Genomic DNA, 21,558 nt, shown 5'->3' with positions numbered 1-21,558 from the left:
GATTTAATCTAAATCCTCTTTTATAATAGCAATCAATTCTTCGGTCGTTTCAAACGGTAGGAAGTCACCATTTTTAAAACAAGATATCTGCCCCGTTTCCTCACTGACAACAATAGCGATAGCATCGGTGCGTTCGGTAATTCCCACAGCGGCACGGTGGCGCAAGCCAAAACGTTGAGGAATTGTTTTTTCGTTGTTTACAGGTAAAATAACTCGTGTGGCTTTAACGATATTGTTTTCGATGATAATGGCACCGTCATGTAACGGACTGTTTTTAAAGAAAATGCTCTCTATAATAGGTTGAGTCACAGTAATATTCATTTCATCACCTGTATTAATTAAAAAGTCTAGATTATTGTTGCGCTCTAAAACGATTAACGCACCTGTTTTAGTGGTTGCCATCTTAATACAAGCAGACATAATAGTTTCGATATCTGTATTCGAAATGCCTTCGGTTTTTAAGAATTTCAACTGACTTAAAAATTTGCGCTTTGCTCCGAAATTAGTGGAACCTATCATCAATAAAAATTTCCTGATTTCTTGTTGAAATACTACAATAAGTGCAAACATTCCCACACTAATAAAACCACCAAGAATATTACTTAGTAATTGCATTTGTAAAGCTTCGGTGATTTTCCAGATGATATAAATAATTACAATACCTATAAAAATATTAATGGCCACCGTACCACGAACCAATTTGTACACGTAGTAAAGTAGTAGTGCAACTAATACAACATCGATAATGTCTACTAAACTAAATTTTAAAATGGTATCAAAAATTTCCAAAAGAGGTGCTGTTTTTAGGTTTAAATTTTAATTAAAGATAAATTCATTTTTATCAATAGCTAAATTATCTTGTTCTAATTTTATGAGTTTTGATTTTATAGTGATGTAATCTTGGAAAGAGATTTTGTCATTAAAATTTAATGTGAATTGTTTTGGTGCCGAAGAACTGGATGCCAATTGTTGAAGGCTGTCTACTAAATCATCACTTTTAAGATTAACAATTTTATGATTCACCGAATGGATAGCAATGCTGTCCAAGCCAAAAATTTCGATAGCATAACGTCCTTCGGCGGTGTTTGGTTTACTCTCGTTGTTGTAAACCACGTCGGTAAACTCAATAAAGCCTAAGTTTTTTATGCTTGTATCGTTGCAGGTGAAAAAGTTTTTTGCAGCATCATTTTTATGAATCCCTGCTCCACGTTTTTTTTCTTGTAATTTAATAATCGACGGTAGCGCTTGTTTTAAAGTGAGACGCTTATCGATATTTACCAGCCAGTTTGTGGATATAATAAGACTACTTCGGTTTAACTCGACGCTGTCTTTTTGGGTTTCGTCATAAAATATATAGGCCGGAGAGACATCGGTAATTTCGGTGATGTCGGCGCCGTTAATTTCTGGTAGTAATACCGATTTGTCACTAGAGCAAGCGCTTACTAAAATAAATAAAAGGCTAACGAATAGGTGTTTCATTTTATGCGTGTAATTTTTGATGTAATGTTATGGTTTCTACCGCTTCTTTAACGTCGTGAACACGTAATATACGAGCGCCTTTCTCTAAAGCAATCATATGCAAGGCAGTGGTGCCGTTTAAAGCGTGTTCTGGGCTTGTATTAAGCGTTTTGTAAATCATAGATTTTCTAGAAATCCCAGCTAACAAAGGTAAGTCTGTTATTTTAAAATGATCAAGTTTATTTAATAATTCAAAATTTTGATCGGTCGTTTTAGCAAATCCGAAGCCAGGATCTAAAATAATATCGGTAATCCCTAAAGACCGTGCCGCTTGAATGCGTTCTGAAAAATAAATTAGGAGATCTTTTGTCAAATCATCATAAGTGGTTTGCTGTTGCATGGTTTGTGGCGTACCTCTCATATGCATCATGATATACGGGACGTTATAATCAGCAACCGTTTGTAGCATCTTAGGATCTAAATGTCCGGCCGAAATATCGTTTATAATTGTAGCACCAGCTTCAATAGCTTGTTTTGCTACCTCTGCTCTAAAAGTATCTACCGATAAGATTATACCGGGGAACTGTTTAACTAAAACAGAAATAACAGGGATAATACGTTGTAGTTCTTCAGCTACGCTCACATTCTTAGCATCAGGTCTTGAACTATAGGCTCCAATATCAATAAATGTAGCGCCGTCAGCAAGCATTTTTTCTACCTGAGTAATACAGTGTTCATCGCTATTATAGGTGCCGCCATCAAAAAAAGAATCGGGAGTTACATTTAGAATTCCCATTACTTTTGGTGAGGAAATAGCGATTAATTTTCCGTTACAATTTAAAGTCATTTGTACTATAATTATCGGTGTTTATTGGGGTTCAGAAAAGTTTAAACCATAAACTTTGAACATTTGAAAAAATTAAGCGAAATTTACACAAAATTCATTTAATTTATGCAAAATACGTCAAAACAATATGATGCTGTAATAAATACGTGTCGCACCCTATTTATAAACAAAATGACCGATTATGGTAGTGCTTGGAGAATTTTAAGATTGCCTTCACTTACCGATCAAATTTTTATAAAGGCACAGCGAATTCGTGGGCTTCAACAAAACGACGTTAGAAGAGTAGATGAAGGGGAGCAAAGTGAGTTTATAGGCATAATAAACTATTGCATTATGGCTTTAATACAGCTGGATAAAGGTGTGGTAGAACAACCTGATTTATCAACCGAAGAAGCGACGGCTTTATACGATGAAAAAGTAGCGTTAACCAAAACCTTAATGCAGAATAAAAATCACGATTATGGTGAGGCTTGGCGCGATATGCGAGTCAGCTCGCTAACCGATTTGATTTTGCAAAAATTATTACGCGTAAAGCAAATTGAAGACAACTCAGGAAAAACTTTAGTTAGTGAAGGTATAGATGCTAACTATCAAGATATGATTAACTATGCCATTTTTGCATTAATACATTTAACAGAAGAATAAAATTATGAGAATATTAGTAGGTTTTAGTCGCATTTTTGTCGGTATATTTTTTATTATTTCAGGGTTTATAAAATTAAACGACCCTATCGGATTTGCTTTTAAATTAGAAGAGTATTTTGGACCAACAGTTTTAGATTTACCGGTTTTTATGCCGTACGCCTTAGCGATTTCCATTATCGTAGTGATTTTAGAAGTGCTTTTAGGACTCTTTTTAATCATAGGGTACAAACCTAAGTTTACAGTTTGGAGTTTGCTACTAATGATACTGTTTTTTACGTTTCTTACTTTTTATTCGGCATACTTCGATAAAGTAAAAGACTGTGGGTGTTTTGGTGATGCTATGGCGATGACGCCTTGGGAAAGCTTTACTAAAGATGCTGTTTTGTTAGTGTTAATACTCATTGTTTTTATTGGGGTTAAATACATCAAACCTTTCTTTAATAACTTAATAACAACAGTTATAGCTCTAGTCGGTTTTATTGCATCTTTAGCTTTTGCTTATCATGTGTTAATGCACTTGCCAACCATCGATTTTAGACCGTATAAGTTGGGGGCTAATATTCAGCAAAACATGACTGTTCCAGACGATGCGCCAAAGGCCATTATAGAATATACGTATGTGTTTGATGTGAATGGAAAGGAAGAGAAGCACACGGTTACCGAAGGGTACCCAGAGGTTGATGGTGAGTTATTACGTGTAGAAACCAAAACCATAAGAGATGCTTACGAACCACCAATTCATGACTTCTCGATTGAAAAAGATGGTGTTGATTTTACCTCGGAAATTTTAGCTTTAGATCATGTGGTTCTTATTGTGGCTTATAATTTAGAAAAGGCAGAAGCTAAAGGTTTAGAAGCTATTAAAGTTGCAGCTGATAAGGCAATAGCTAATGGTTACGATGTTATTGGTTTAACAGCAACAGGACCAAAAGAGCAAAGCGTTATTAAAGAGCGATTTAAGTTGAATTTTGATTTTTATTTCTGTGACGAAACGGCGTTAAAAACGATAGTGCGTTCTAATCCTGGAGTATTGAAATTAGAAAAAGGAACCGTTATCCAGAAAATGCACTTTAATGATATTAATACCTTGGAGCTGCCGGTGGTAGAGCGAACGCCAGAGCCAGATCCGATTGTAGAATCACCTTTTGTAACGGAAGATATAGACAATACCTTGTTTTTGTTAAACGGAGAAGAAGTAACATTAGCAGAGCTTGATGCCATAGATGCTGAAACTATAGAAGCTGTAGATGTTATAAAAGATTCTCTTTTAATAAAAGAGATAACAACTAAGGAGTATACGAGTGTGATTAAAGTAACGCTTAAAGAGTAATACATATCCTTGATATCTTATTTTCTAAATAAAACATTTTACGCCCTACTCACTTTATTTGGAGTGGTGACGGTTATATTCTTTTTGTTTAATGTGCTTCCTGGAGACCCCGCGCAAATGATGTTGGGGCAAAATGAAGACAGTGAGCAACTGGCGATTGTAAAACAAAAGTATGGTTTTGATAAGCCTATAAGTATACAGTATTTGTATTACTTAAATGATGTGTCTCCGTTATCGCTACACTCGACGTCGCGTGACGATTACACGTATTTGTCACCTAATAAATACGCGGCAGTCACGCTATTTACTGTAGGGAACACAACTGCTGTTTTAAAATTACCGTATTTAAGAGAATCGTTTACCAAACAAGGAAAAAAAGTGAGCCAAGTATTGGCCGAAACCTTACCAAATACTTTTGTTTTGGCGGTTTCAGCAATTATTATCGCTTTAATCTTAGGGATTGTTTTAGGTGTAGTCTCAGCCTTATATAAAAATACGGTGTTAGACAAGATCATACAAATTACGAGTACTATTGGTATGAGTGTCCCTTCCTTTTTTAGCGCTATTATATTTGCTTGGATTTTTGGTTTTGTATTGCATAAATACACCAACTTAGAAATGACAGGCAGCCTTTTAGAGTTGGATGATTTTGGAGAAACCATTCATATAAAATGGAAAAACCTAATCCTTCCAGCTATTGTTTTAGGAATACGGCCGTTGGCAGTCGTTATTCAATTAATGCGTAACTCACTTTTAGAAGTCTTAAACCAAGACTATATCCGTACGGCAAGAGCGAAAGGTTTGAGTGAGTATCAGATTATAAGAAAACACGCTATAAAAAACGCAATGAATCCTGTGGTAACTGCTATTTCAGGATGGTTCGCCTCTATGTTAGCAGGTGCGGTGTTTGTAGAATATATTTTTGGATGGAATGGCTTAGGAAAAGAAATAGTAAATGCTTTAAATACCTTAGATTTGCCAGTTATTATGGGAGCCGTTTTAATAATCGCTTTGCTTTTTATAATAATTAATATTTTTGTAGATATCATATACGCTTGGTTAGATCCCAAGGTAAAACTTCAATAAACATAACGATGAGAAAACATATTGTAGCCGGAAACTGGAAAATGAATAATGATTTAGCACAATCAGTAGCTTTAATCTCAGATTTAAAAAAACAAAATCAAACCTCAGATGCTGAGGTTATGATAGCGCCTACTTTTACTAATTTATGGCATGCGAACGAAAACCTTAAGGACAGTACAATAGAAGTTATTGCTCAGAATATGCACTTTGCTAAAAATGGCGCGTATACCGGAGAGGTGAGTGCCGAAATGCTTAAGAGTTTGGGTATAACTACTGTGATTTTAGGACATAGTGAGCGTCGTGCTTATTTTAATGAAACCGACGACATGCTAGCTAAAAAAGTGGATGCTGCATTAGAACATAATATGCGTGTAATTTTTTGTTTTGGTGAAGAGCTGGCAGACAGACAAGCTAATAACCACGAAGCGGTAGTAGCAAATCAAATTAAGAATGCTCTATTTCATTTAGAGGCTTCTGCGTTTGAGCACATTGTTTTAGCTTACGAGCCTGTTTGGGCTATTGGAACTGGTGAAACAGCGAGTCCAGAGCAAGCACAAGATATGCACCAGTTTATACGTCAAACCTTAAACGACAAATACGGAGAAAACGTGGCTAACGACATGTCGATTTTATATGGAGGGAGTGTAAAGCCTGCGAATGCGAAAGAGATTTTCTCTAAGCCTGATGTAGATGGTGGTTTAATAGGAGGAGCTGCTTTAAAAGCCGAAGATTTTTATGCTATCGTAAACGCGTTTTAAAGATCTAAAAGAATTAGACTTTGAATGCGAACATGATTATAGCACCTCGTTGTTAATAGCACTACTGATTACGGCGAACTCTAGACGTCTACAAATAAAAATAAATGCGCCATCTTTAATGGGTTATTAAGGATGGTGTGCAATAATAAAAATAAAAACAACATGTCTAATACAATTTATATCGGGTATTATTTTACAGTAAAACCTATTGAGCCAGCGGTCGAAATATTGATTGCTGAATTGGGTTATGCAGGCTTCGAGAGCTTTGTGGAAACCGAAAACGGAGTAACGGCCTATATTCAAAAAGACGAGTGGCACAGTGACATTTTAAAAGATATTTACGTGCTAGAGTCAGACGAATTTGAGATTAGTTATACGCACGAAGACATAGAACAAGTGAATTGGAATGAAGAGTGGGAGAAAAATTTTAACCCTATTCTAGTAGATGATATGTGTTCGGTACGGGCGCCTTTTCACCCTAAGCCTGATACGAAATACGATATTGTTATCGAGCCTAAAATGAGTTTTGGAACTGGACATCACGAAACAACACACATGATGATTCAGCACCTTTTAAAAGCTGATGTTAAAGATAAGACGGTCTTAGATATGGGGTCTGGTACAGGTGTTTTAGCCATTTTGGCAGCTTTAAGAGGGGCTAAGGATATTGAAGCAATCGATATAGATAATTGGTGTTATATAAATAGTTTAGAAAACATCGAGCGCAATAACGTACCACATATAAAGGTTTATGAAGGTGATGCTAGTTTGTTAGAAGGGAAGCATTACGATGTGATTATTGCGAATATAAACCGTAATATTCTATTAAATGATATTAAAATATATGCGAAATGTTTAAATGAGAATGGCACATTATACCTTAGTGGCTTTTATGATAGTGACATTGAAAGTATTGAAGAAGAATGCAATAAGAATGGCCTAGTTTTTGAAGCTAAATTGGAACGCAACAATTGGGTTGCATTAGAGTTTAAAAATTAATATATTAGTGCAAATTATTGATTATGAGTACGAAAGAAAAGGTTTTAGAGCAAATTAAAGTAGAGGAGAAGGAGAAAACAAACAACGAGATTGTTTTGTATAACGACGATGTTAATACTTTTGATTACGTTATAGACACCCTTATGTATGTTTGCGATCACACACCAGAACAGGCAGAGCAATGTTCTTTATTAGTGCATTATAAAGGACAGTGTACTGTAAAAACCGGGGACTTAAAAGATTTAGAACCACGGTGCTCGAAATTATTACAAGCAGGTCTCAGTGCAGAGATTATATAACAGTTTAAAAAAGCGATAATCTTAAGATTGTCGCTTTTTTTTTTATACTCATTTTAATAATTGATTCGTTATAAGTGGTAGGTGTTTTAATCGGTTAATAGTTTTTTTTAATGAATAAAATTGGTTTTGGTGGAGGCTGCCATTGGTGTACGGAAGGGGTGTTTTTATCGTTACAAGGTGTTGATAAGGTAGAACAAGGGTTTATAGCTTCACTAGGAGAGGAGACAGGGTTTTCTGAAGCGGTAATTGTACATTATAACCCCAAAAAGATTCCGCTTTCAGTGCTCACTGAAATTCACCTGCTAACCCATAAAAGTACTTCTAATCATAGTATGCGGAGTAAATACCGATCCGCAGTCTATGTGTATTCTAAGACGCAATACGAGGAGGTTGGTATTATTTTAAAAGATTTGCAGCGTCAGTTTACCAAACCTCTAGTTACAAAAATATTGTTTTTTGATGTCTTTAAAGATTCTGAAGACCAATTTAAAAACTACTATTATAGCAATCCCAATAAGCCTTTTTGCAAAACGTTTATCGCGCCTAAGCTTAAACTACTTCTAAGCCGTTTTTCTGAGTATGTGAAACCAACCGATCAGACCTTTTAAAACTGCAATTGGTATTTCGGGCTGTTATGTTCTACTTCGAATAACTTAGAGATTTCCATAACATTAGGAACGTTGTCAAACTTACAAAGTAAGGCAACCACTCGGCATAGGCCATTAAATTGTAGCGCTTTATCTTTTGGGTTTTTAGGTCGCGCTGAGGTTTTTGTTATGGGTAAGCTGTAGCCGCAGCCTTTTAAGAATTCCGCTTCAATTTGTAACAGCTCAAGAGGGGTATAGCCAAATATTTTTCTCCCAAAATTCTGATTTAAAGTGCCTAAATAACTTAACTGTAGCGATCCGTGGCCAATGGTGAGTAGTTTCCATGTATCGGTATGATCGCAAATATTACCCACAGCACATTGTATACAACAATCGGGATGTAATTGGTTATTGTGAAAGGCATTATACAGTTTTGTTATGGCATGTTCGAGTCGTTTTGATGTTTTCATAACTCCTTTTGTTTTTAGTTTAAAACATGAGATGTAATCTAAATGATTGGTATGTATTAAGTTATGAAAATATTTTCAATCTATCAACTCTTTTTTTACGGTATAAAAAAAGCCCAAACCATGTCATAGTTTGGGCTTTAGTTTATAAGGTCTAATCGTGTATTAATTCACGAGTAGTTTTTTGACTGTCGTTGTCGTTTCAGTATCAATTTTCACCAAGTACATGCCGGCAGATAAATTTAGGTTTATATACCCATCACCGGTGCTTGTATTTGAAGTTATTTTTCGACCTTCCGCAGTAAAAATTGTAAGGGTATATTTATTTTTAATGCCCGATATATGAATTCTATCGGTTGCGGGGTTTGGATACATTCTTAGTGTTTCAGAAGTAAATGTATCGGTACTTAAGGGCGCGTTCCATACCTCTCCACTATGAGTTCCCCAAATATATTCTACCAAATCAGGGTGGTCAATAAATGGGTTACGATTTAATTGCCACGTGTAGACTACATTGTTTCTATTCATTTCATAATCGTCTGGTGGATCATTTCTATGCCAGTCTAAAAGTGTTGCTAAATCTCCCATCTGACCTGTAACAGACGGATAGCCATTTACGACTTCTAGTCCGTTATAACGCACGGCTAAAAACAATACACTTCGCGCAACATCGCCTTTAAAACTACCTAGGTTCCCTGAAGGACCTGTATATTGGCCGTAGTGCTGATTTCCTCGGCTACTGTTTTCTGGGCCATCGGCAGCACGTAAGGCGTGGGCATCAGAGTTAGCGTGACGAAGTGAATCGGCATTAGTAGTCCAATACACGTCTTTTCCGTCCGATATTTCATCTAAATCAATACTTCCATAACCACCTAAAGAACGTGGAAAGGTATGTTCTCTATTCCATTTGCCTGTGCTGCTACCCATATATTGGTAATCTAGTTTCGCTCTACCTTGCTCGGTATATACCAACCATACCTCGTTGCTATTTGCAGGATTAACATCTGCTTCTTTTAAAATGTCGATCACATCAGCATAGGTTTGAGCGCGAACCGTAGTGGGGTCGGCAATAATATCTTGTAAAGCCTGGCGTAAATTACTACCCGCTAAACCATCGATAGGGTCGTAGTAACCATCAGGTTGTGTGCTCTGAACGACTAAAGGGTTTGGGTTTGGATTGGGATACGGATTGGCCGTAGGTATACCGTAATTAGCGACAACATAATCATTATCGACTACGCGGCGTAAAATATAATTATTTGCAATAAATGGTAATTGTAAATCTGTAAATGATATTACAAACTCTTCGTCACCTTCATCTAGAGTATCGTCTGTTATAGAAATTGTAGTGGTTACCGCCGATTGACCACTTGGTATGGTCACCGTGGTATTTCCAGTGTAATCTGACGCATCAAAAGTACCATAATCTAAAGAGAAACTAAAAGTAAGATCGTTAGCAACAGGAGTTTCAGAAGTAAATACAATACTAACAACATCTCCTTCAGTATACTGTTCTTGATCTGTAGATGCGGTAATAGGGTTGTGTTGGTTTCCTGAGAAATCGTTTAAAACTCCTGGTGTTGGCGTGGTAACGGTGTAGGTTGTACCGTCGTTGTTAAGCTGAATAGAGTTGGTGTTGTTTCCAGGACCTTCACTAATTTGAACCGTTTCGCCTAATAAAGCCATAAGTCCGGTGTCGTCGGCATCATTAGTGCTATACACTAAAGCATCTATTAAATTGGTTGTGGTTGCTACCGTTCCATCGGGAAAATCGCTAATTGGCGCTTGGTAAATAGCAATAGCATCGGCACCATTTTGGATAACGTTAGGCGCAATTATAAGTTGTGGAAGTGGAGATACTGTCTGACTACCAATTAAAAGTAAACCGTTATCGTCGGTAACACTACCGTTTAAATCAATTCTGAAATAGCTAGAATCTCCTCCAGAAGTCGATCCGTTAAACAAAACGACAATATACCCATCTAAAGGGAAGTTTGGAACAATCTCTTGGGTTGTTGGATTGATAGATTTTAGTTCTATAAACTCTTGGTCGTCTATTCCTGGAGTGTCACAATCTAACTCGTTAATAACAAGCTGAGATAATGCAAACTGAGAGCTTAGCAGTAAAAGTAGTAGGAGGGTAATTTTTTTCATCATTCAGATTTTTAACAAAGGTACATAACTTGTTCAAATCGGTACTTTTAAATAATGAAATTCATTAGGCTTTAACAGTTGTGTGTCTTTAAAGATAGCGTCACCAAAATGATTCGTAGCATTCGACGCTGTTTTATAACGATAACGGACAGACCTTTGTGTTTGATTTTGAGAAATACGTGATAAAATATGTTGTTTTAGAGAGGTACGCTTATAACGCTATTAATATAAAAATGAAATGAGGGAATTGAGTTTATAATTAAAACAAAACCGTTAAAAATGAAATGGTTAGGGAGGGGCAATTGTGATATTTATTCTTTTTTGTTGGGCTATTTTTATTTCAAAGCGTATATTGATAGTCAAACTGTTTGCTAACTTTTTAAATAAAATAGAATGATTGCTATTGCTGTATTGATTATCGATATTATTGTATTGCTTTTAGCGTAAAGCGGAAAGAAATACGGAAGATATTATGGCATAGGGATACTTGTGTTTAAATAGTGGTGTATTATTGCAAGGGAACATTTAAAACTTTAAGTTTGATGCTAAATGAAGTCCGCTTTAGTGTGGGGTTAAATTCATATTATGAAGAAAAAACTATTTAAAGTATTGGCAAAATTAAATAAAATCCTTTTACCAAGTTTTACGAAACAACGGTTAGATTTAAGTAAAGCCTCTAAGATTCAGATGCTTATATTTGGATGGAAAGTGTACGTCACAAAAAATGCCTTAGATTGATAAAAATAATTTCATTTTTATTTGGAATGTTATATAAAAAAGCAATACATTTGCATCCCGAAACAAGCTATTTATAGCAATTTTGTTTCAAAATGGCCTCGTGGCGCAACTGAATAGCGCACTTGATTACGGCTCAAGAGGTTACAGGTTTGAATCCTGTCGAGGTCACGAATAATTGGAAAAAGGACAAAAGGAATTGAGTTTACTCAAAATTCTTTTTGTCCTTTTTCTATTTTCACAGCGGAGCTGTGAGGGATGCGCGCAGCGAATCCTATTCTTGAATTGCTAAAATTAGTTCTAAGGCAGTTTTTAAATAGTTTGAACTCCGTCCGCTTGAAGTCACTACTAAAACCAACACTTTGTAAAGTGTTGGTTTTTTTGTTTGCAGAATATTTGCAGAAAAAACCAGAGTTAGGAATCAGGTTTTTATCACTTCACGTAATTTTAATTCTCACGATATTTTTTAGTACTTACGATTTTTTACAATAATATAGAAAAAGTATTTTCTATATTGTGTGTTTATATATATAGTGTTTGTTATCTATAATGAAGAGGTGTCTGGTTGATGATTTCGGTAAGGACATAGCCTTATGACTATTTCTAAAGGTATTCCAAGATCAAATCCTAATAAAATGTAGTTTAATTATTTATGCTACATGTTGTTGAAGAACTACATATGGTGTTCCTCGTTTTACCACAGCAAAAGCTCTTGCTATTATTTTATTTCTTACGTTGTTTACTGCTACCATTTTATCTTTTCCTTCGGCCAACTTTCGCTTGTAATACAAGCGTAACTCGCTGTCATATTGTATTGCAGAAACACTAGCCATACTCAACAAGCTCTTCATCTTTCTATCTCCTAAATAATGACATTGTTTCCTTCTGTGAATGCTAGTACCCGAACGATGTTCAAAAGGAGCCGTTCCGCAGTAGCTTGAAAAAGTTCGCCAACTAGCAAATCTTGTGAAGTTTCCTGTATGATAAATCAACTGACATGCAACCACCAAACCTATCCCTTTAACGCTTGTAAGTAATTCGTAGTTCTGTTTCATAGACGCATTTTCAGATACTATTTCTTTAATTCTAGACTCGATGCTAATCACTTGTTTTGTTAAGTAATCAATACTGCGTTTTAGGCTTATACAGCCAACATCTATTGTAGGGCTACTCAATAACGCCTTCATCTCTTTTAAAGTCCCTTTAAGCCCTGTATTATTACGAACTAATTGATCTCGTAAGGCAAGTAGCCTCCCTAACTCTAGTTGCGAGTTGCTTTTTACAGTACTTGGCTCCAACTCTTCTCTATAAAGCCATGCATAACGAGCTATTAAGCAAGCATCAATACGATCTGTTTTCTCCTTAACAACGCCGGAGGAACGTTTTATTTTTAGTGGACTTTCTTCTACATAAACAATCTCTTGACTATGTAAATAAAGAGCCAGTTTCAAGGAGTAATAACCTGTATTCTCAAAACAATAAAAAACCTCCTTACTTAAACCAACCTTTAAAACCCATTTTATAAGGCCTTTATAACCAATAATATCGTTGACAAACTCTTTGTGTACCTGGGCTTGATAACAATAGGCATCTATTGTTTTTTTTGATACATCAATTCCTACAACTTCTTTGTAATTTTTCATATTTTTACATTTAGAGTTATTAAATATGTTGCAAAAACTACTTCCTTTATCGGGATATGATACGCCTGGTATTCCAAATGGTTCTTTGCAGCTTTATAGAAAGAGAGGACTCGTACGTGTCATGGAGCGGTAATTCTAAAACACGTTATAGTTATCCTCTTTTTCTATATAAAGATATTTAATACAAACTAAAGAAACACGTTGCCCACAATATAAAACCAAGAAATATGAAGAGAACATTTAGAGAAATAATTTTGACTTTTAGTTTATGCTTAATTGCAACATTTGGATTTACACAATCGAAGGAAATTAAAATTGAATTTTTGGGAAATTGCGGATTATATTTAACTGATGGAACAACTAATATCTACACAGATTTTCCATATAAATCTGGAGCACACGGTTATATGGAATTTGACGAATCCGAATTAGATAGCATTAGGGAGAATTCAATATTTATTTTTACTCACAAACATTCTGACCATTACTCTGAAAAGAACATCAAAAAAGTCATCAAAGAGAAAGGTGGAAAAAAATATGGTTCGTGGAATATTGAAGAATTAGAAAATCTGAAAAAGTTAGTTCCAAATTTTAGCGTTCAAGTATTCAAAACAAAGCATAAATGGTCTTCTAAACACTATTCTTATTTAATTACGTGGCACAATAAAAAAATCTTTTTATCAGGCGATACAGAAAGTGCGGAAACAATCGGAACAATAAAAAATATTGATTGGGCTTTTGTACCATATTGGGTTTTATTAGATGCAAAAGAGAATGATATAAAAATTGACGCTAAAATGTTTGGTGTTTATCATTTAGCAACTGTTCAAATTCCAAGTGCAAAAGAAAATTACGACGAGATAGAAAATATTAGACCAATGGTGGAAAAAGGCGAAAAAATTACGATTGAACTACAAACGGAATAAAATACTGTGGGTAACACCGGTAACCGTTGCACAAGCCAATAATAAATAGTTCAACTGTGATAAAAAACCGTCTTTAGAGACGGTTTTTATTTTTATACACTTAAAATTTTAGGTGATTTAGAAGGTCCTAAAAGCGACTTAATAGCTTTATAAAAGGTGTTTTTAAGACTAAAATAAAGCGCAAGTGCTCCTGTACCACTTTTAGTGCGTTTTTCAATAAATTTCATATATTTTTTGAGGTTGTAAGCAATAGCTGAGAGTTGCATACATTTATTGGCCTGTTTTATACCAATAGTATTTACCTTGTTTAAACCCATAAACTGTGTCAGGGTTCCAAATACGGGTTCTACGGTGCTTTGCCGTTTTCCTTTCTAGTAGCTCCCTTGATTACTGTTTACTCGAGCTATATTACATTGGTATTCCTCACGATAATAGGTAACGGTAAATTTCTTTTCTTGGGCTGATTTCCCTAAACACGATGTACGAATTGGACAGTCTATACACAACTGTTTTGACCCGCGATATTCCTTCTTTTTGGTGTTATTCTTTTTTTCTATAAATACCTTTTTAAACGGTATGGTTTTACCTTCTGGACAGGTGTAATGATCCTTGTCTTTATCATAAATAAATCCATTTGGACCACCTTTATAAGTGCCATGAGCAGGGATAAAACTTTTTAAGCCTATAGCTTCTAGAAACGCATAATTCTCTCCGCTACTATAGCCTGTGTCGGCTACACAATTTTCCCAAACCAGCTGTGATTTCCAAAGCCGTTGTTTTACACGCTTAACAATGTCTGGTAAGTGCTGACTGTCTTTACCGTCTGCATGGTACGCTTTTATATCGCTTATAACATGGTTTGCAGTATCTACAGTAAGCTGACTGAGGTAATTAAGTTTTCTTGCTTTGCCGGGTTTTACACTAATATGCGCATCGGGATCGGTTGGACTATAATGGGTCTTATTACTCGTGTAGCGACTGCCTTTTGCGCCCGCTCCTGGGCGAGCATCTTGATCTTTTGCCCATTTGGTATTACGGCTTTTTATAGTCTGTAATTCTTTGTTAGATGCAGCTAAAATTTGCTGATTTTTATCTGCTTTGTTTTCTTTAGATTGCCTTAAAGGGGTGTGCTTATCTCGATTGCTAAGGTTACGAATTTGGTGCAGGTGATGTTCTAAATCTTCTTCGGGAACTTTAAGTTCTAACGTGTCCATGGAAGCATTAGCCTTTACAGGGGCTGAGTCTATGGTTTGGGTATGTCCAGCGACCATACCTGCTGATACACATAGTTCAAAAACCTTTATAAAAACAGATTCAAAGACGTCTTCTGGAAATAATTGTCGTGTACGGCTAATGGTAGAGTGCCAGGGTAATTCTTCGTCTACATCATAACCTAAAAAATACAGTATATCCAAACGCATGCTACAATGTGCAATAAGCTTGCGATGGCTAGTTATATTTTCTAAATATCCCACTAAACAAAGTTTAAAAAACACAATGGGATCGATGCTTTTTTGTCCGCTTGATCCATAGAACTTTTGAGTGGTTTTATAAAGAAAATTAAGATCTATAGCTGTATGAAGCCGCCGGTAGAAATTGTCTTCTGGCACACGTTCGCTAAGTCTAAATTGATTGAATAGCTTCTCTTGATATGTCTTTTTTTCCTGCATACATAAAGCTAAGAAACGTTCGTTTTTTAAGCAATTGCATTACTACTTTTTTCTTAACTTATGCAACAGGCACACCGTATATAATTAATTGCTTGGTCACTGCCGACTTACGAACATTCCTGCGGAATATTCTATCTGTGATTTATTTGCTAAATTAGTTGCTTAACCACGCAACTAACTATACACAATAACGTTCTAAACCAATTGACTCACTCAAATGGCTAAACAAACCGAAATAGAAACAAGAAATAGAAACAAGAAATAGAAAAATGAGTATAATTTCAAAATTACATTACGAAGATCTTACCATAAATATCTTACGATTTAGACTTGCTTTCTCGCAAAACACAAATGTTACTGGTAGACCTTCTGCAAAACCAACAGGTGGGCTTTGGAATATAGCTTTTGAAACTCGAAAAAACGATCCTTTTCTCGAATATATGGTAAATGGAACAATGATTAAATATCTTAAAATAATCATTCAACCTGCAATTTTAGGAGGAAAAAGTAGAATTATAGAACTTCGAGATGTTTATGTAATTATGCATCGAGATAATTTTGATGGTGTCAATAACCAACCTATGACAACTTATATTGAGTTATCGTCAGCGTCAATGGTTCAAAATGGACAAACTATGTTTGTAAAGTATTGGAAAATCACAGACCCAGATGCAGAAACAGTAAAAGCTACTGTAATAGAAGAACCATCACCTAAAATTTCAAATATAAACTGGATACATCCCGAAACCAAAGAGACTTTACAAGAAACAACATACACAGAAAATGTAGCATTAACTGCACAAATAGAAAATCAAGAAAGCAGTTCGGCTAAAATAATAATTATCAAAGAAGACGGAACAGAATTTGAAAACGGACAAACAGAACTGACTTTTGAAGAAGCTATAAATGATGACGGAAGTATAGAATTAACCGCTTTAGAAATTAAGGAACAATGGGAAGACTTTGAAACTGCTGATATTGACAAACTTATTGCAAAAATAGACCATAATGGCTACCAGAAAAAGAGTGCAGCTTTAGAAGTTGTGCCAACACCAAAAGTTTTGGTAAGCTTTAGACCTAACGATAGTTGGAAAGGAGAATTTGGTTTCGACTGGATTCGAGAAGACGATACCTCTTTATTTATGGATAATAAGTTTGAAGACATTGTTAGTAAACAATACACAGATAGTGCCTTTACAAAATTAGAAAAAAAAGGAAATAATTATAAAGGACATTTTAAAAAAGATGCTACACTTTTAAAAAACTTAAAAGAAAAATATAGACCCTTTGAGGTTACTTGGAAAAAAACAACAGAAGCGAGTGGTAAACAAGTAAACTACAAACATTTTACAGAATGGCTAAGTTTAAAAAAAGGAAAAGAAGCCAAAATAAAAATACATATAGACGTTACAGAGAAAGCAGATTTTTTAAAATTTGAGGACACCGAAAATTTTACTTTTACACCAAATAAAATTGAGATTAAAAACAAAAAAGGCACTAAAAAATTAAGTGATATTGTTTCAATAAAATGCGATAAAGAGTTTACTGAAGACGAAGAAATTGTAATAAAGGCCTATAAAGAAAAACAAACCAAAGGCATATTAGCTGGTAAACTAAACGTGTGGGCAAATGCTGCTACCAACCACAAACAGAAAAAGGTAGTATTTGTGCAACTAACAACAAAACTCTCTAAAACTTCAAAACCTAAAAAAAGTGATGCTTCTAAAGAGAAAGCTAGAATTAATAAATACCTTAACCAAGCCTATATAGAGTTACATCCAGACTCAAAAATTATAGACATAGATTTAACTCTTGACCCAGATTTTTCAAGGTTTGTTAAAAATGGTAAAATTTTAACAAAAAGTGTTTTAGTTCCTAAAAAACCAGCAGTTGCTGCTACTTCTACAACACCAGCAATGGCGGAAAAACCTGCAATACCAATCCAAACATTAACAGATTATTTAAAATCTAAATTAGATACAAAGTATTTAACCTATTTTAAAGCCTTTTATTTTGCAGAAAATGGCTATCATCCTTCAGGTAATTTAAGTGGTTATTCTGCAAAAAAAGCAGATTATGTAGTAGTTTTTAAATCTGCAAACCACCAAACAGCTGCCCACGAGTTTTTACATTCCTTTAGTTTACCACATACGTTTACCAATAGTGAATCGACAACTGATGCTGAATTTACTTATATAGCTAAAAAAACGGATAACTTATTAGATTATTCACATAATATAACAAGCGACCCGAATAACAACAACCGCTGTAGTTTATACTATTGGCAATGGATAACAGCTAACAAATCTATAACATAATAATTATGAAATATTTAGTTTACATAACAATTATACTACTTAATTTTAATAGCTGTAAAGCGCAAAAGAAAGCGAAAATGGAACAAGAAATAATTATACCAAAAATCACAAAAGAATTTGAAACATTTGATATAAAGAGTTATAATGAAGAAAAAATAAATGGAAAACTTCATAAATATAAAAATGAAGAATTATATATATATATTGACTACTCAAAAGGATATAGTAAAGCAGTTTACGCAGACAATAATTACTTTAATTCAACAAAAAACTATTTTAGAAATGGAAATATTGAAATTAAAGGAATATCCTTTAACAATGGTTCAGAATACGGTATTTGGTACGAATTTAATAAAGAAGGTAAACTTATTAAAGAAATAAATACCGACGAAGGGTATAATTTTGGTTGGAAAGACATATTAGAATATTGCTATAAAAATGATATTAAGCTAGACAAAGGATACCCAAAACAAGGAGGCATAAAAACCGAGATTTATAAAAATGAAGAAAATGACAAAAAGGTTTGGTTAATTACCTATTACAATTATAAAAAAAAACAATATTTAAGCATAACACTTGATGGCAAAACAGGCCTTTTACTTAAAGAGAAAGAAATAGCCCTTGATGCTAATTAATAAATTATAAAATCACAAAAAAGCAAAACGGTTTAGAACACCGGTAACCGTTGCACAAACCAATAATAAATAGTTCAACTGTGATAAAAAACCGTCTTTAGAGACGGTTTTTATTTTTATACACTTAAAATTTTAGGTGACTTAGAAGGTCCTAAAAGCGACTTAATAGCTTTATAAATTTTCTAAATACCCCACTAAACAAAGTTTAAAAAAACACAATGTGATCGATGCTTTTTTGTCCGCTTGATCCATAGAACTTTTGAGTGGTTTTATAAAGAAAATTAAGATCTATAGCTGTATGAATCCGCCGGTAGACATTGTCTTCTGGCACACGTTCGCTAAGTCTAAATTGATTGAATAGCTTCTCTTGATATGTCTTTTTTCCCTGCATACATAAAGATAAGAAACGTTCCTTTTTTAAGCAATTGCATTACTACTTTTTTCTTAACTTGTGCAACAGGCGCACCGTGTAAAATTAATTGCTAGTTCTAGCCTTTTGGGTGTACTCCACTTTCTATGTGTGATTTATTTGCTAAATTTAGTGCTTAAACACGCAACGAAATCATACACAAACACCTTACCTACCATTTACGAAATACAGAAATTAATGATACAAGTTGTAGTTGGATATATGTATAAAGTTTTGAAAAATGAACTTGACATTTCCGAATTCAAATCTGAATTTGCCGCTATTAGACATGGTCATTACTATGATTTTATCAAATCAATCGGAAAGCACATTGACTTTATCGTTGTATATAACAACGGTGTTATTGATAAAGAAACAGATATCAAAGAAACCGATATTGATTATGTTGGACTATTGAAATCTGGGGAATCATTAAAAGATTTTTATAGAAAATGTTGTTTGAAATTTGGGGACATAGTCGATTCTGATTTATCAAATGATTATTTCGAAAAGGCTGCACTATTTGAGTTATCCTTGCGGATGCATCTAAATAATAAAAGATTGACAAAACATAGGGTAACTTTAGAAAATGTAATTAATGAGATATCTAATTTGAAAAAGTTAACTGATTTAGAGGTAGAAACTTTTCATAAAGGAAGACAATTTTTAAACTTCATAAAGAGACCAAAAATACTAAAATCTGATTGGAATACTGTTGCTTCTGATTTTGATAAAGCATACTCTTTGCTTTTAGTTAAAAAACTGACAATTGAATAAAGTACGTGTTGTAACACCTTATGAAAATAATGCTTAGTTTAGTGCTTAATCAAGAGTCCTTGCTCTTTTGCTAGCGTCTGATTATCCTTTAGAGAATCCTCATACACAAGCACGCTATTCATTGAGGCAAACCGATAATCGAATGAACTCTACCGAAAATCAAATAACACTATTTAATTACTCATCTAGGAAGTATATTTGAAAAACAGGAATAACAACTTTGTTTTAAATATAAAATAATCTGTAATTAACAATTATGAAATACCAAAATACTTCTAAAATTAAAAAACTACTCTCAATCATTACCTTATGTTTTATGTTTTTTAATCACCATTCATTTGCGCAAGACATTGAAGTTAATCTTATGACGGTTACTAATGCAGTTGGAAAAAGCCATCCTGATTTACTTTATTGGAGAGATGCAGGAGTTAGCTTAACGGGTAGACAAGATACTTATTTGGCCATTGTAAGTGAACCAGCAAAAGATAAAGTTAAAAAAGTTGTATTTATAGCAGCAGGACAACAGAGTGATAGTCCATTTGGAAGTGAAGGTTTAAGCACAGGTAATTACGGTAATGGTTACACTAATGTTTTAACGGGACAACCTAATAATTATAAAGAAGGTATTAGAAAAACTACAAATTTACAAGCAACAAGAACCTTGAATAATTTATCATTAGCTTCCAAACTTATTAATTCGGGCAAATTTCCAAAAGAATCAACTTTATTTGTTTTGGTTTTTGACGCAAATTTTGGATACTTTAGAGACCAAGATGAAAAAGGATATAGGGAAAATGCTTTTTTTAATTTCTTAACATCAAAATTTAATCCTTCAAACGTAGAGACTATTATCTTAGCAGGTCAAAGTAGAGGTGGTGCACTTGTATTTCGTCTTGGTAGTCGTTTAAGAAGAGACTCTTCATATTCTAAAATACCTTTAATTGTACAAGGATACGATCCAGTAGCGACAAATCCTGTATTAGCAAATTCAAACGCTAACGTTTCACTTCGTAAAACATCAATAGAAAAATACTTACCAATACATAGTAAAAATGATAAGCTTATTAACCCACATGATAATAGTAAATATTGTTGGAAGGTAGATATGGATATTACTTTTCCTCAAGCGAGCAGAGATAATCTTCTTGTGTATATAGTTCATTCTGGAGATGTAGTAAGTGATAAAATACATAAAAGTATTAGAGCATTTGCATGGAAAGAAAAAAACACAGTTTTGGACTGGTATAAACAACATTGGCTAAATTTAGGTCATGAAGAAATGGGAAGTTGCAACTACTTTAATGATGGTAATTGTCTTTATAAGACTGTTGAGTCGGGGTATCAGCATATTGTTTATGCTGAATTTAAATATGAGGTTAAAGAGAGGTTTGGCAACGCTGTGAGCTCATTCAAAGGAACTTTAAACAGTGCAAATGTAGATAAAGGTAATGGGCATTTTATTGTTGGTGTTTCCGATGTAAATGGTGATAAGAAAGCAGATTTAATTAGCGTACATAGTAATGGTAATGCTTATGTATGGAAAGGGGATGCTAATGGGAAATTTTCCAATGCTACTGCATCTTTCAATGGAACACTTAATAGCGCAAATGTTGGTGGTGGAAATGGGCATTTTATTGTAGGTATTTCTGATGTAAATGGTGATGGTAGAGCTGATCTCGTTACGGTTTCCAAAAACGGTAAGGCTTATGTATATAGAGGGGGTAAAGATTATAAGTTTTCACAAGGGGTGTCTTCTTTTAATGGAACACTTAATAGCGCAAATGTTGATGGCGGAAATGGGCATTTCATTGTTGG

At 34.3% G+C, this 21,558-nt stretch carries 19 protein-coding genes, 1 tRNA gene and 2 pseudogenes; 14 read left to right on the top strand and 8 right to left on the bottom strand.

What is annotated here, in order from left to right:
* Positions 1–3 precede the first annotated feature (3 nt).
* The 3 genes from cdaA to folP are packed head-to-tail and all read right to left on the bottom strand — an operon-like array spanning position 4 to position 2,305.
* Positions 4–789, bottom strand: coding sequence for a diadenylate cyclase CdaA (cdaA, locus tag BLV64_RS01210; RefSeq protein WP_092131339.1), 786 nt, complete (start codon positions 787–789; stop codon positions 4–6).
* 27 nt (positions 790–816) lie between these two features.
* On the bottom strand, positions 817–1,479 hold the full coding sequence (locus BLV64_RS01205; protein WP_092131337.1) for a hypothetical protein: 663 nt from the start codon (positions 1,477–1,479) through the stop codon (positions 817–819).
* A gap of 1 nt (position 1,480) precedes the next feature.
* Positions 1,481–2,305, bottom strand: a complete 825-nt coding sequence (gene folP, locus BLV64_RS01200; RefSeq protein WP_092131335.1) for a dihydropteroate synthase — start codon at positions 2,303–2,305, stop codon at positions 1,481–1,483.
* 105 nt (positions 2,306–2,410) lie between these two features.
* On the opposite strand from folP, the gene BLV64_RS01195 reads away from it, so the two are divergent.
* The 7 genes from BLV64_RS01195 (at position 2,411) to BLV64_RS01165 (ending at position 8,030) form a co-directional block, all read left to right on the top strand.
* Positions 2,411–2,950: a DUF1599 domain-containing protein gene (locus tag BLV64_RS01195; protein WP_092131333.1), complete on the top strand. Its 540-nt coding sequence runs from the start codon at positions 2,411–2,413 to the stop codon at positions 2,948–2,950.
* A 4-nt stretch (positions 2,951–2,954) separates the two neighbouring features.
* Positions 2,955–4,280, top strand: coding sequence for a BT_3928 family protein (locus tag BLV64_RS01190; RefSeq protein WP_092131331.1), 1,326 nt, complete (start codon positions 2,955–2,957; stop codon positions 4,278–4,280).
* 9 nt (positions 4,281–4,289) lie between these two features.
* Complete coding sequence (locus BLV64_RS01185) at positions 4,290–5,366, top strand: ABC transporter permease (RefSeq protein WP_092131329.1); 1,077 nt, start codon at positions 4,290–4,292, stop codon at positions 5,364–5,366.
* 8 nt (positions 5,367–5,374) lie between these two features.
* Positions 5,375–6,124, top strand: a complete 750-nt coding sequence (tpiA, locus tag BLV64_RS01180) for a triose-phosphate isomerase (RefSeq protein WP_092131327.1) — start codon at positions 5,375–5,377, stop codon at positions 6,122–6,124.
* 162 nt (positions 6,125–6,286) lie between these two features.
* Positions 6,287–7,123 (top strand): 50S ribosomal protein L11 methyltransferase, encoded by an 837-nt coding sequence (prmA, locus tag BLV64_RS01175; RefSeq protein ID WP_092131325.1) that lies wholly within the window; start codon positions 6,287–6,289, stop codon positions 7,121–7,123.
* A gap of 23 nt (positions 7,124–7,146) precedes the next feature.
* Positions 7,147–7,422, top strand: coding sequence for an ATP-dependent Clp protease adaptor ClpS (locus BLV64_RS01170; protein WP_092131323.1), 276 nt, complete (start codon positions 7,147–7,149; stop codon positions 7,420–7,422).
* Between the two features lie 110 nt (positions 7,423–7,532).
* Positions 7,533–8,030, top strand: coding sequence for a peptide-methionine (S)-S-oxide reductase (locus tag BLV64_RS01165; RefSeq protein ID WP_092131321.1), 498 nt, complete (start codon positions 7,533–7,535; stop codon positions 8,028–8,030).
* Here the strand turns inward: BLV64_RS01165 and BLV64_RS01160 are convergent.
* A complete protein-coding gene (locus BLV64_RS01160; protein ID WP_092131319.1) occupies positions 8,027–8,479 on the bottom strand; it encodes a Na(+)-translocating NADH-quinone reductase subunit F in 453 nt (150 codons plus the stop codon). The genes BLV64_RS01165 and BLV64_RS01160 overlap by 4 nt on opposite strands.
* 162 nt (positions 8,480–8,641) lie before the next feature.
* The gene (locus BLV64_RS01155; protein WP_317042094.1) at positions 8,642–10,633 is read right to left on the bottom strand and encodes an endonuclease; all 1,992 of its coding nucleotides are present in this window, start codon (positions 10,631–10,633) and stop codon (positions 8,642–8,644) included.
* A 582-nt stretch (positions 10,634–11,215) separates the two neighbouring features.
* Here BLV64_RS01155 and BLV64_RS01150 point away from each other — a divergent pair.
* Positions 11,216–11,368: an SsrA-binding protein gene (locus BLV64_RS01150; protein WP_092131315.1), complete on the top strand. Its 153-nt coding sequence runs from the start codon at positions 11,216–11,218 to the stop codon at positions 11,366–11,368.
* Positions 11,369–11,462: 94 nt separating this feature from the next.
* Positions 11,463–11,536, top strand: a tRNA-Arg gene (locus tag BLV64_RS01145).
* A gap of 479 nt (positions 11,537–12,015) precedes the next feature.
* Here BLV64_RS01145 and BLV64_RS01140 read toward each other — a convergent pair.
* Positions 12,016–13,008 carry an IS110 family RNA-guided transposase gene (locus BLV64_RS01140; protein WP_092131313.1) on the bottom strand — a complete coding sequence of 331 codons (993 nt, stop codon included), beginning with the start codon at positions 13,006–13,008 and terminating at the stop codon, positions 12,016–12,018.
* A 227-nt stretch (positions 13,009–13,235) separates the two neighbouring features.
* Between BLV64_RS01140 and BLV64_RS01135 the strand changes: the two genes are divergently transcribed.
* Positions 13,236–13,934 carry an MBL fold metallo-hydrolase gene (locus tag BLV64_RS01135; RefSeq protein WP_092131311.1) on the top strand — a complete coding sequence of 233 codons (699 nt, stop codon included), beginning with the start codon at positions 13,236–13,238 and terminating at the stop codon, positions 13,932–13,934.
* A gap of 92 nt (positions 13,935–14,026) precedes the next feature.
* Here the strand turns inward: BLV64_RS01135 and BLV64_RS01130 are convergent.
* A pseudogene (locus BLV64_RS01130) lies at positions 14,027–15,604 on the bottom strand (IS1182 family transposase).
* Positions 15,605–15,873: 269 nt separating this feature from the next.
* On the opposite strand from BLV64_RS01130, the gene tssD reads away from it, so the two are divergent.
* Together tssD and BLV64_RS01120 are read left to right on the top strand one after the other, a co-directional pair.
* Entirely contained in the window at positions 15,874–17,922 is a 2,049-nt protein-coding gene (gene tssD, locus BLV64_RS01125; RefSeq protein ID WP_092131308.1) for a type VI secretion system tube protein TssD, read from the top strand.
* 77 nt (positions 17,923–17,999) lie between these two features.
* Positions 18,000–18,557 (top strand): hypothetical protein, encoded by a 558-nt coding sequence (locus BLV64_RS01120; protein WP_143034113.1) that lies wholly within the window; start codon positions 18,000–18,002, stop codon positions 18,555–18,557.
* A 174-nt stretch (positions 18,558–18,731) separates the two neighbouring features.
* Here BLV64_RS01120 and BLV64_RS14905 read toward each other — a convergent pair.
* Positions 18,732–18,948: pseudogene (locus BLV64_RS14905) on the bottom strand (IS1182 family transposase); the annotation flags it as partial.
* Between the two features lie 216 nt (positions 18,949–19,164).
* Here BLV64_RS14905 and BLV64_RS01110 point away from each other — a divergent pair.
* Together BLV64_RS01110 and BLV64_RS01105 are read left to right on the top strand one after the other, a co-directional pair.
* Positions 19,165–19,743 carry a hypothetical protein gene (locus BLV64_RS01110; protein WP_092131302.1) on the top strand — a complete coding sequence of 193 codons (579 nt, stop codon included), beginning with the start codon at positions 19,165–19,167 and terminating at the stop codon, positions 19,741–19,743.
* 256 nt (positions 19,744–19,999) lie between these two features.
* A partial coding sequence (locus BLV64_RS01105) for an FG-GAP repeat domain-containing protein (RefSeq protein ID WP_092131300.1) occupies positions 20,000–21,558 on the top strand: 1,559 nt, incomplete at its 3' end.

The organism is Bizionia paragorgiae (assembly GCF_900107625.1).
Classification (GTDB): domain Bacteria; phylum Bacteroidota; class Bacteroidia; order Flavobacteriales; family Flavobacteriaceae; genus Bizionia; species Bizionia paragorgiae.
The sequence above is the reverse complement of the archived record's forward strand: the minus strand, read 5'-3'. Positions and strand labels throughout refer to the sequence as shown.

What these genes read in the sequence shown, in the direction of transcription:
- BLV64_RS01205 (WP_092131337.1), bottom strand. Translation starts at nt 1,479, where the DNA reads ATGAAACACCTATTCGTTAGCCTTTTATTTATTTTAGTAAGCGCTTGC.
- folP (WP_092131335.1), bottom strand. Translation starts at nt 2,305, where the DNA reads ATGACTTTAAATTGTAACGGAAAATTAATCGCTATTTCCTCACCAAAA.
- BLV64_RS01170 (WP_092131323.1), top strand. Translation starts at nt 7,147, where the DNA reads ATGAGTACGAAAGAAAAGGTTTTAGAGCAAATTAAAGTAGAGGAGAAG.
- BLV64_RS01135 (WP_092131311.1), top strand. Translation starts at nt 13,236, where the DNA reads ATGAAGAGAACATTTAGAGAAATAATTTTGACTTTTAGTTTATGCTTA.
- BLV64_RS01110 (WP_092131302.1), top strand. Translation starts at nt 19,165, where the DNA reads ATGATACAAGTTGTAGTTGGATATATGTATAAAGTTTTGAAAAATGAA.
- BLV64_RS01195 (WP_092131333.1), top strand. Translation starts at nt 2,411, where the DNA reads ATGCAAAATACGTCAAAACAATATGATGCTGTAATAAATACGTGTCGC.
- prmA (WP_092131325.1), top strand. Translation starts at nt 6,287, where the DNA reads ATGTCTAATACAATTTATATCGGGTATTATTTTACAGTAAAACCTATT.
- BLV64_RS01165 (WP_092131321.1), top strand. Translation starts at nt 7,533, where the DNA reads ATGAATAAAATTGGTTTTGGTGGAGGCTGCCATTGGTGTACGGAAGGG.
- BLV64_RS01160 (WP_092131319.1), bottom strand. Translation starts at nt 8,479, where the DNA reads ATGAAAACATCAAAACGACTCGAACATGCCATAACAAAACTGTATAAT.
- BLV64_RS01155 (WP_317042094.1), bottom strand. Translation starts at nt 10,633, where the DNA reads ATGATGAAAAAAATTACCCTCCTACTACTTTTACTGCTAAGCTCTCAG.
- tssD (WP_092131308.1), top strand. Translation starts at nt 15,874, where the DNA reads ATGAGTATAATTTCAAAATTACATTACGAAGATCTTACCATAAATATC.
- BLV64_RS01190 (WP_092131331.1), top strand. Translation starts at nt 2,955, where the DNA reads ATGAGAATATTAGTAGGTTTTAGTCGCATTTTTGTCGGTATATTTTTT.
- BLV64_RS01140 (WP_092131313.1), bottom strand. Translation starts at nt 13,008, where the DNA reads ATGAAAAATTACAAAGAAGTTGTAGGAATTGATGTATCAAAAAAAACA.
- BLV64_RS01120 (WP_143034113.1), top strand. Translation starts at nt 18,000, where the DNA reads ATGGAACAAGAAATAATTATACCAAAAATCACAAAAGAATTTGAAACA.
- tpiA (WP_092131327.1), top strand. Translation starts at nt 5,375, where the DNA reads ATGAGAAAACATATTGTAGCCGGAAACTGGAAAATGAATAATGATTTA.
- BLV64_RS01150 (WP_092131315.1), top strand. Translation starts at nt 11,216, where the DNA reads ATGAAGAAAAAACTATTTAAAGTATTGGCAAAATTAAATAAAATCCTT.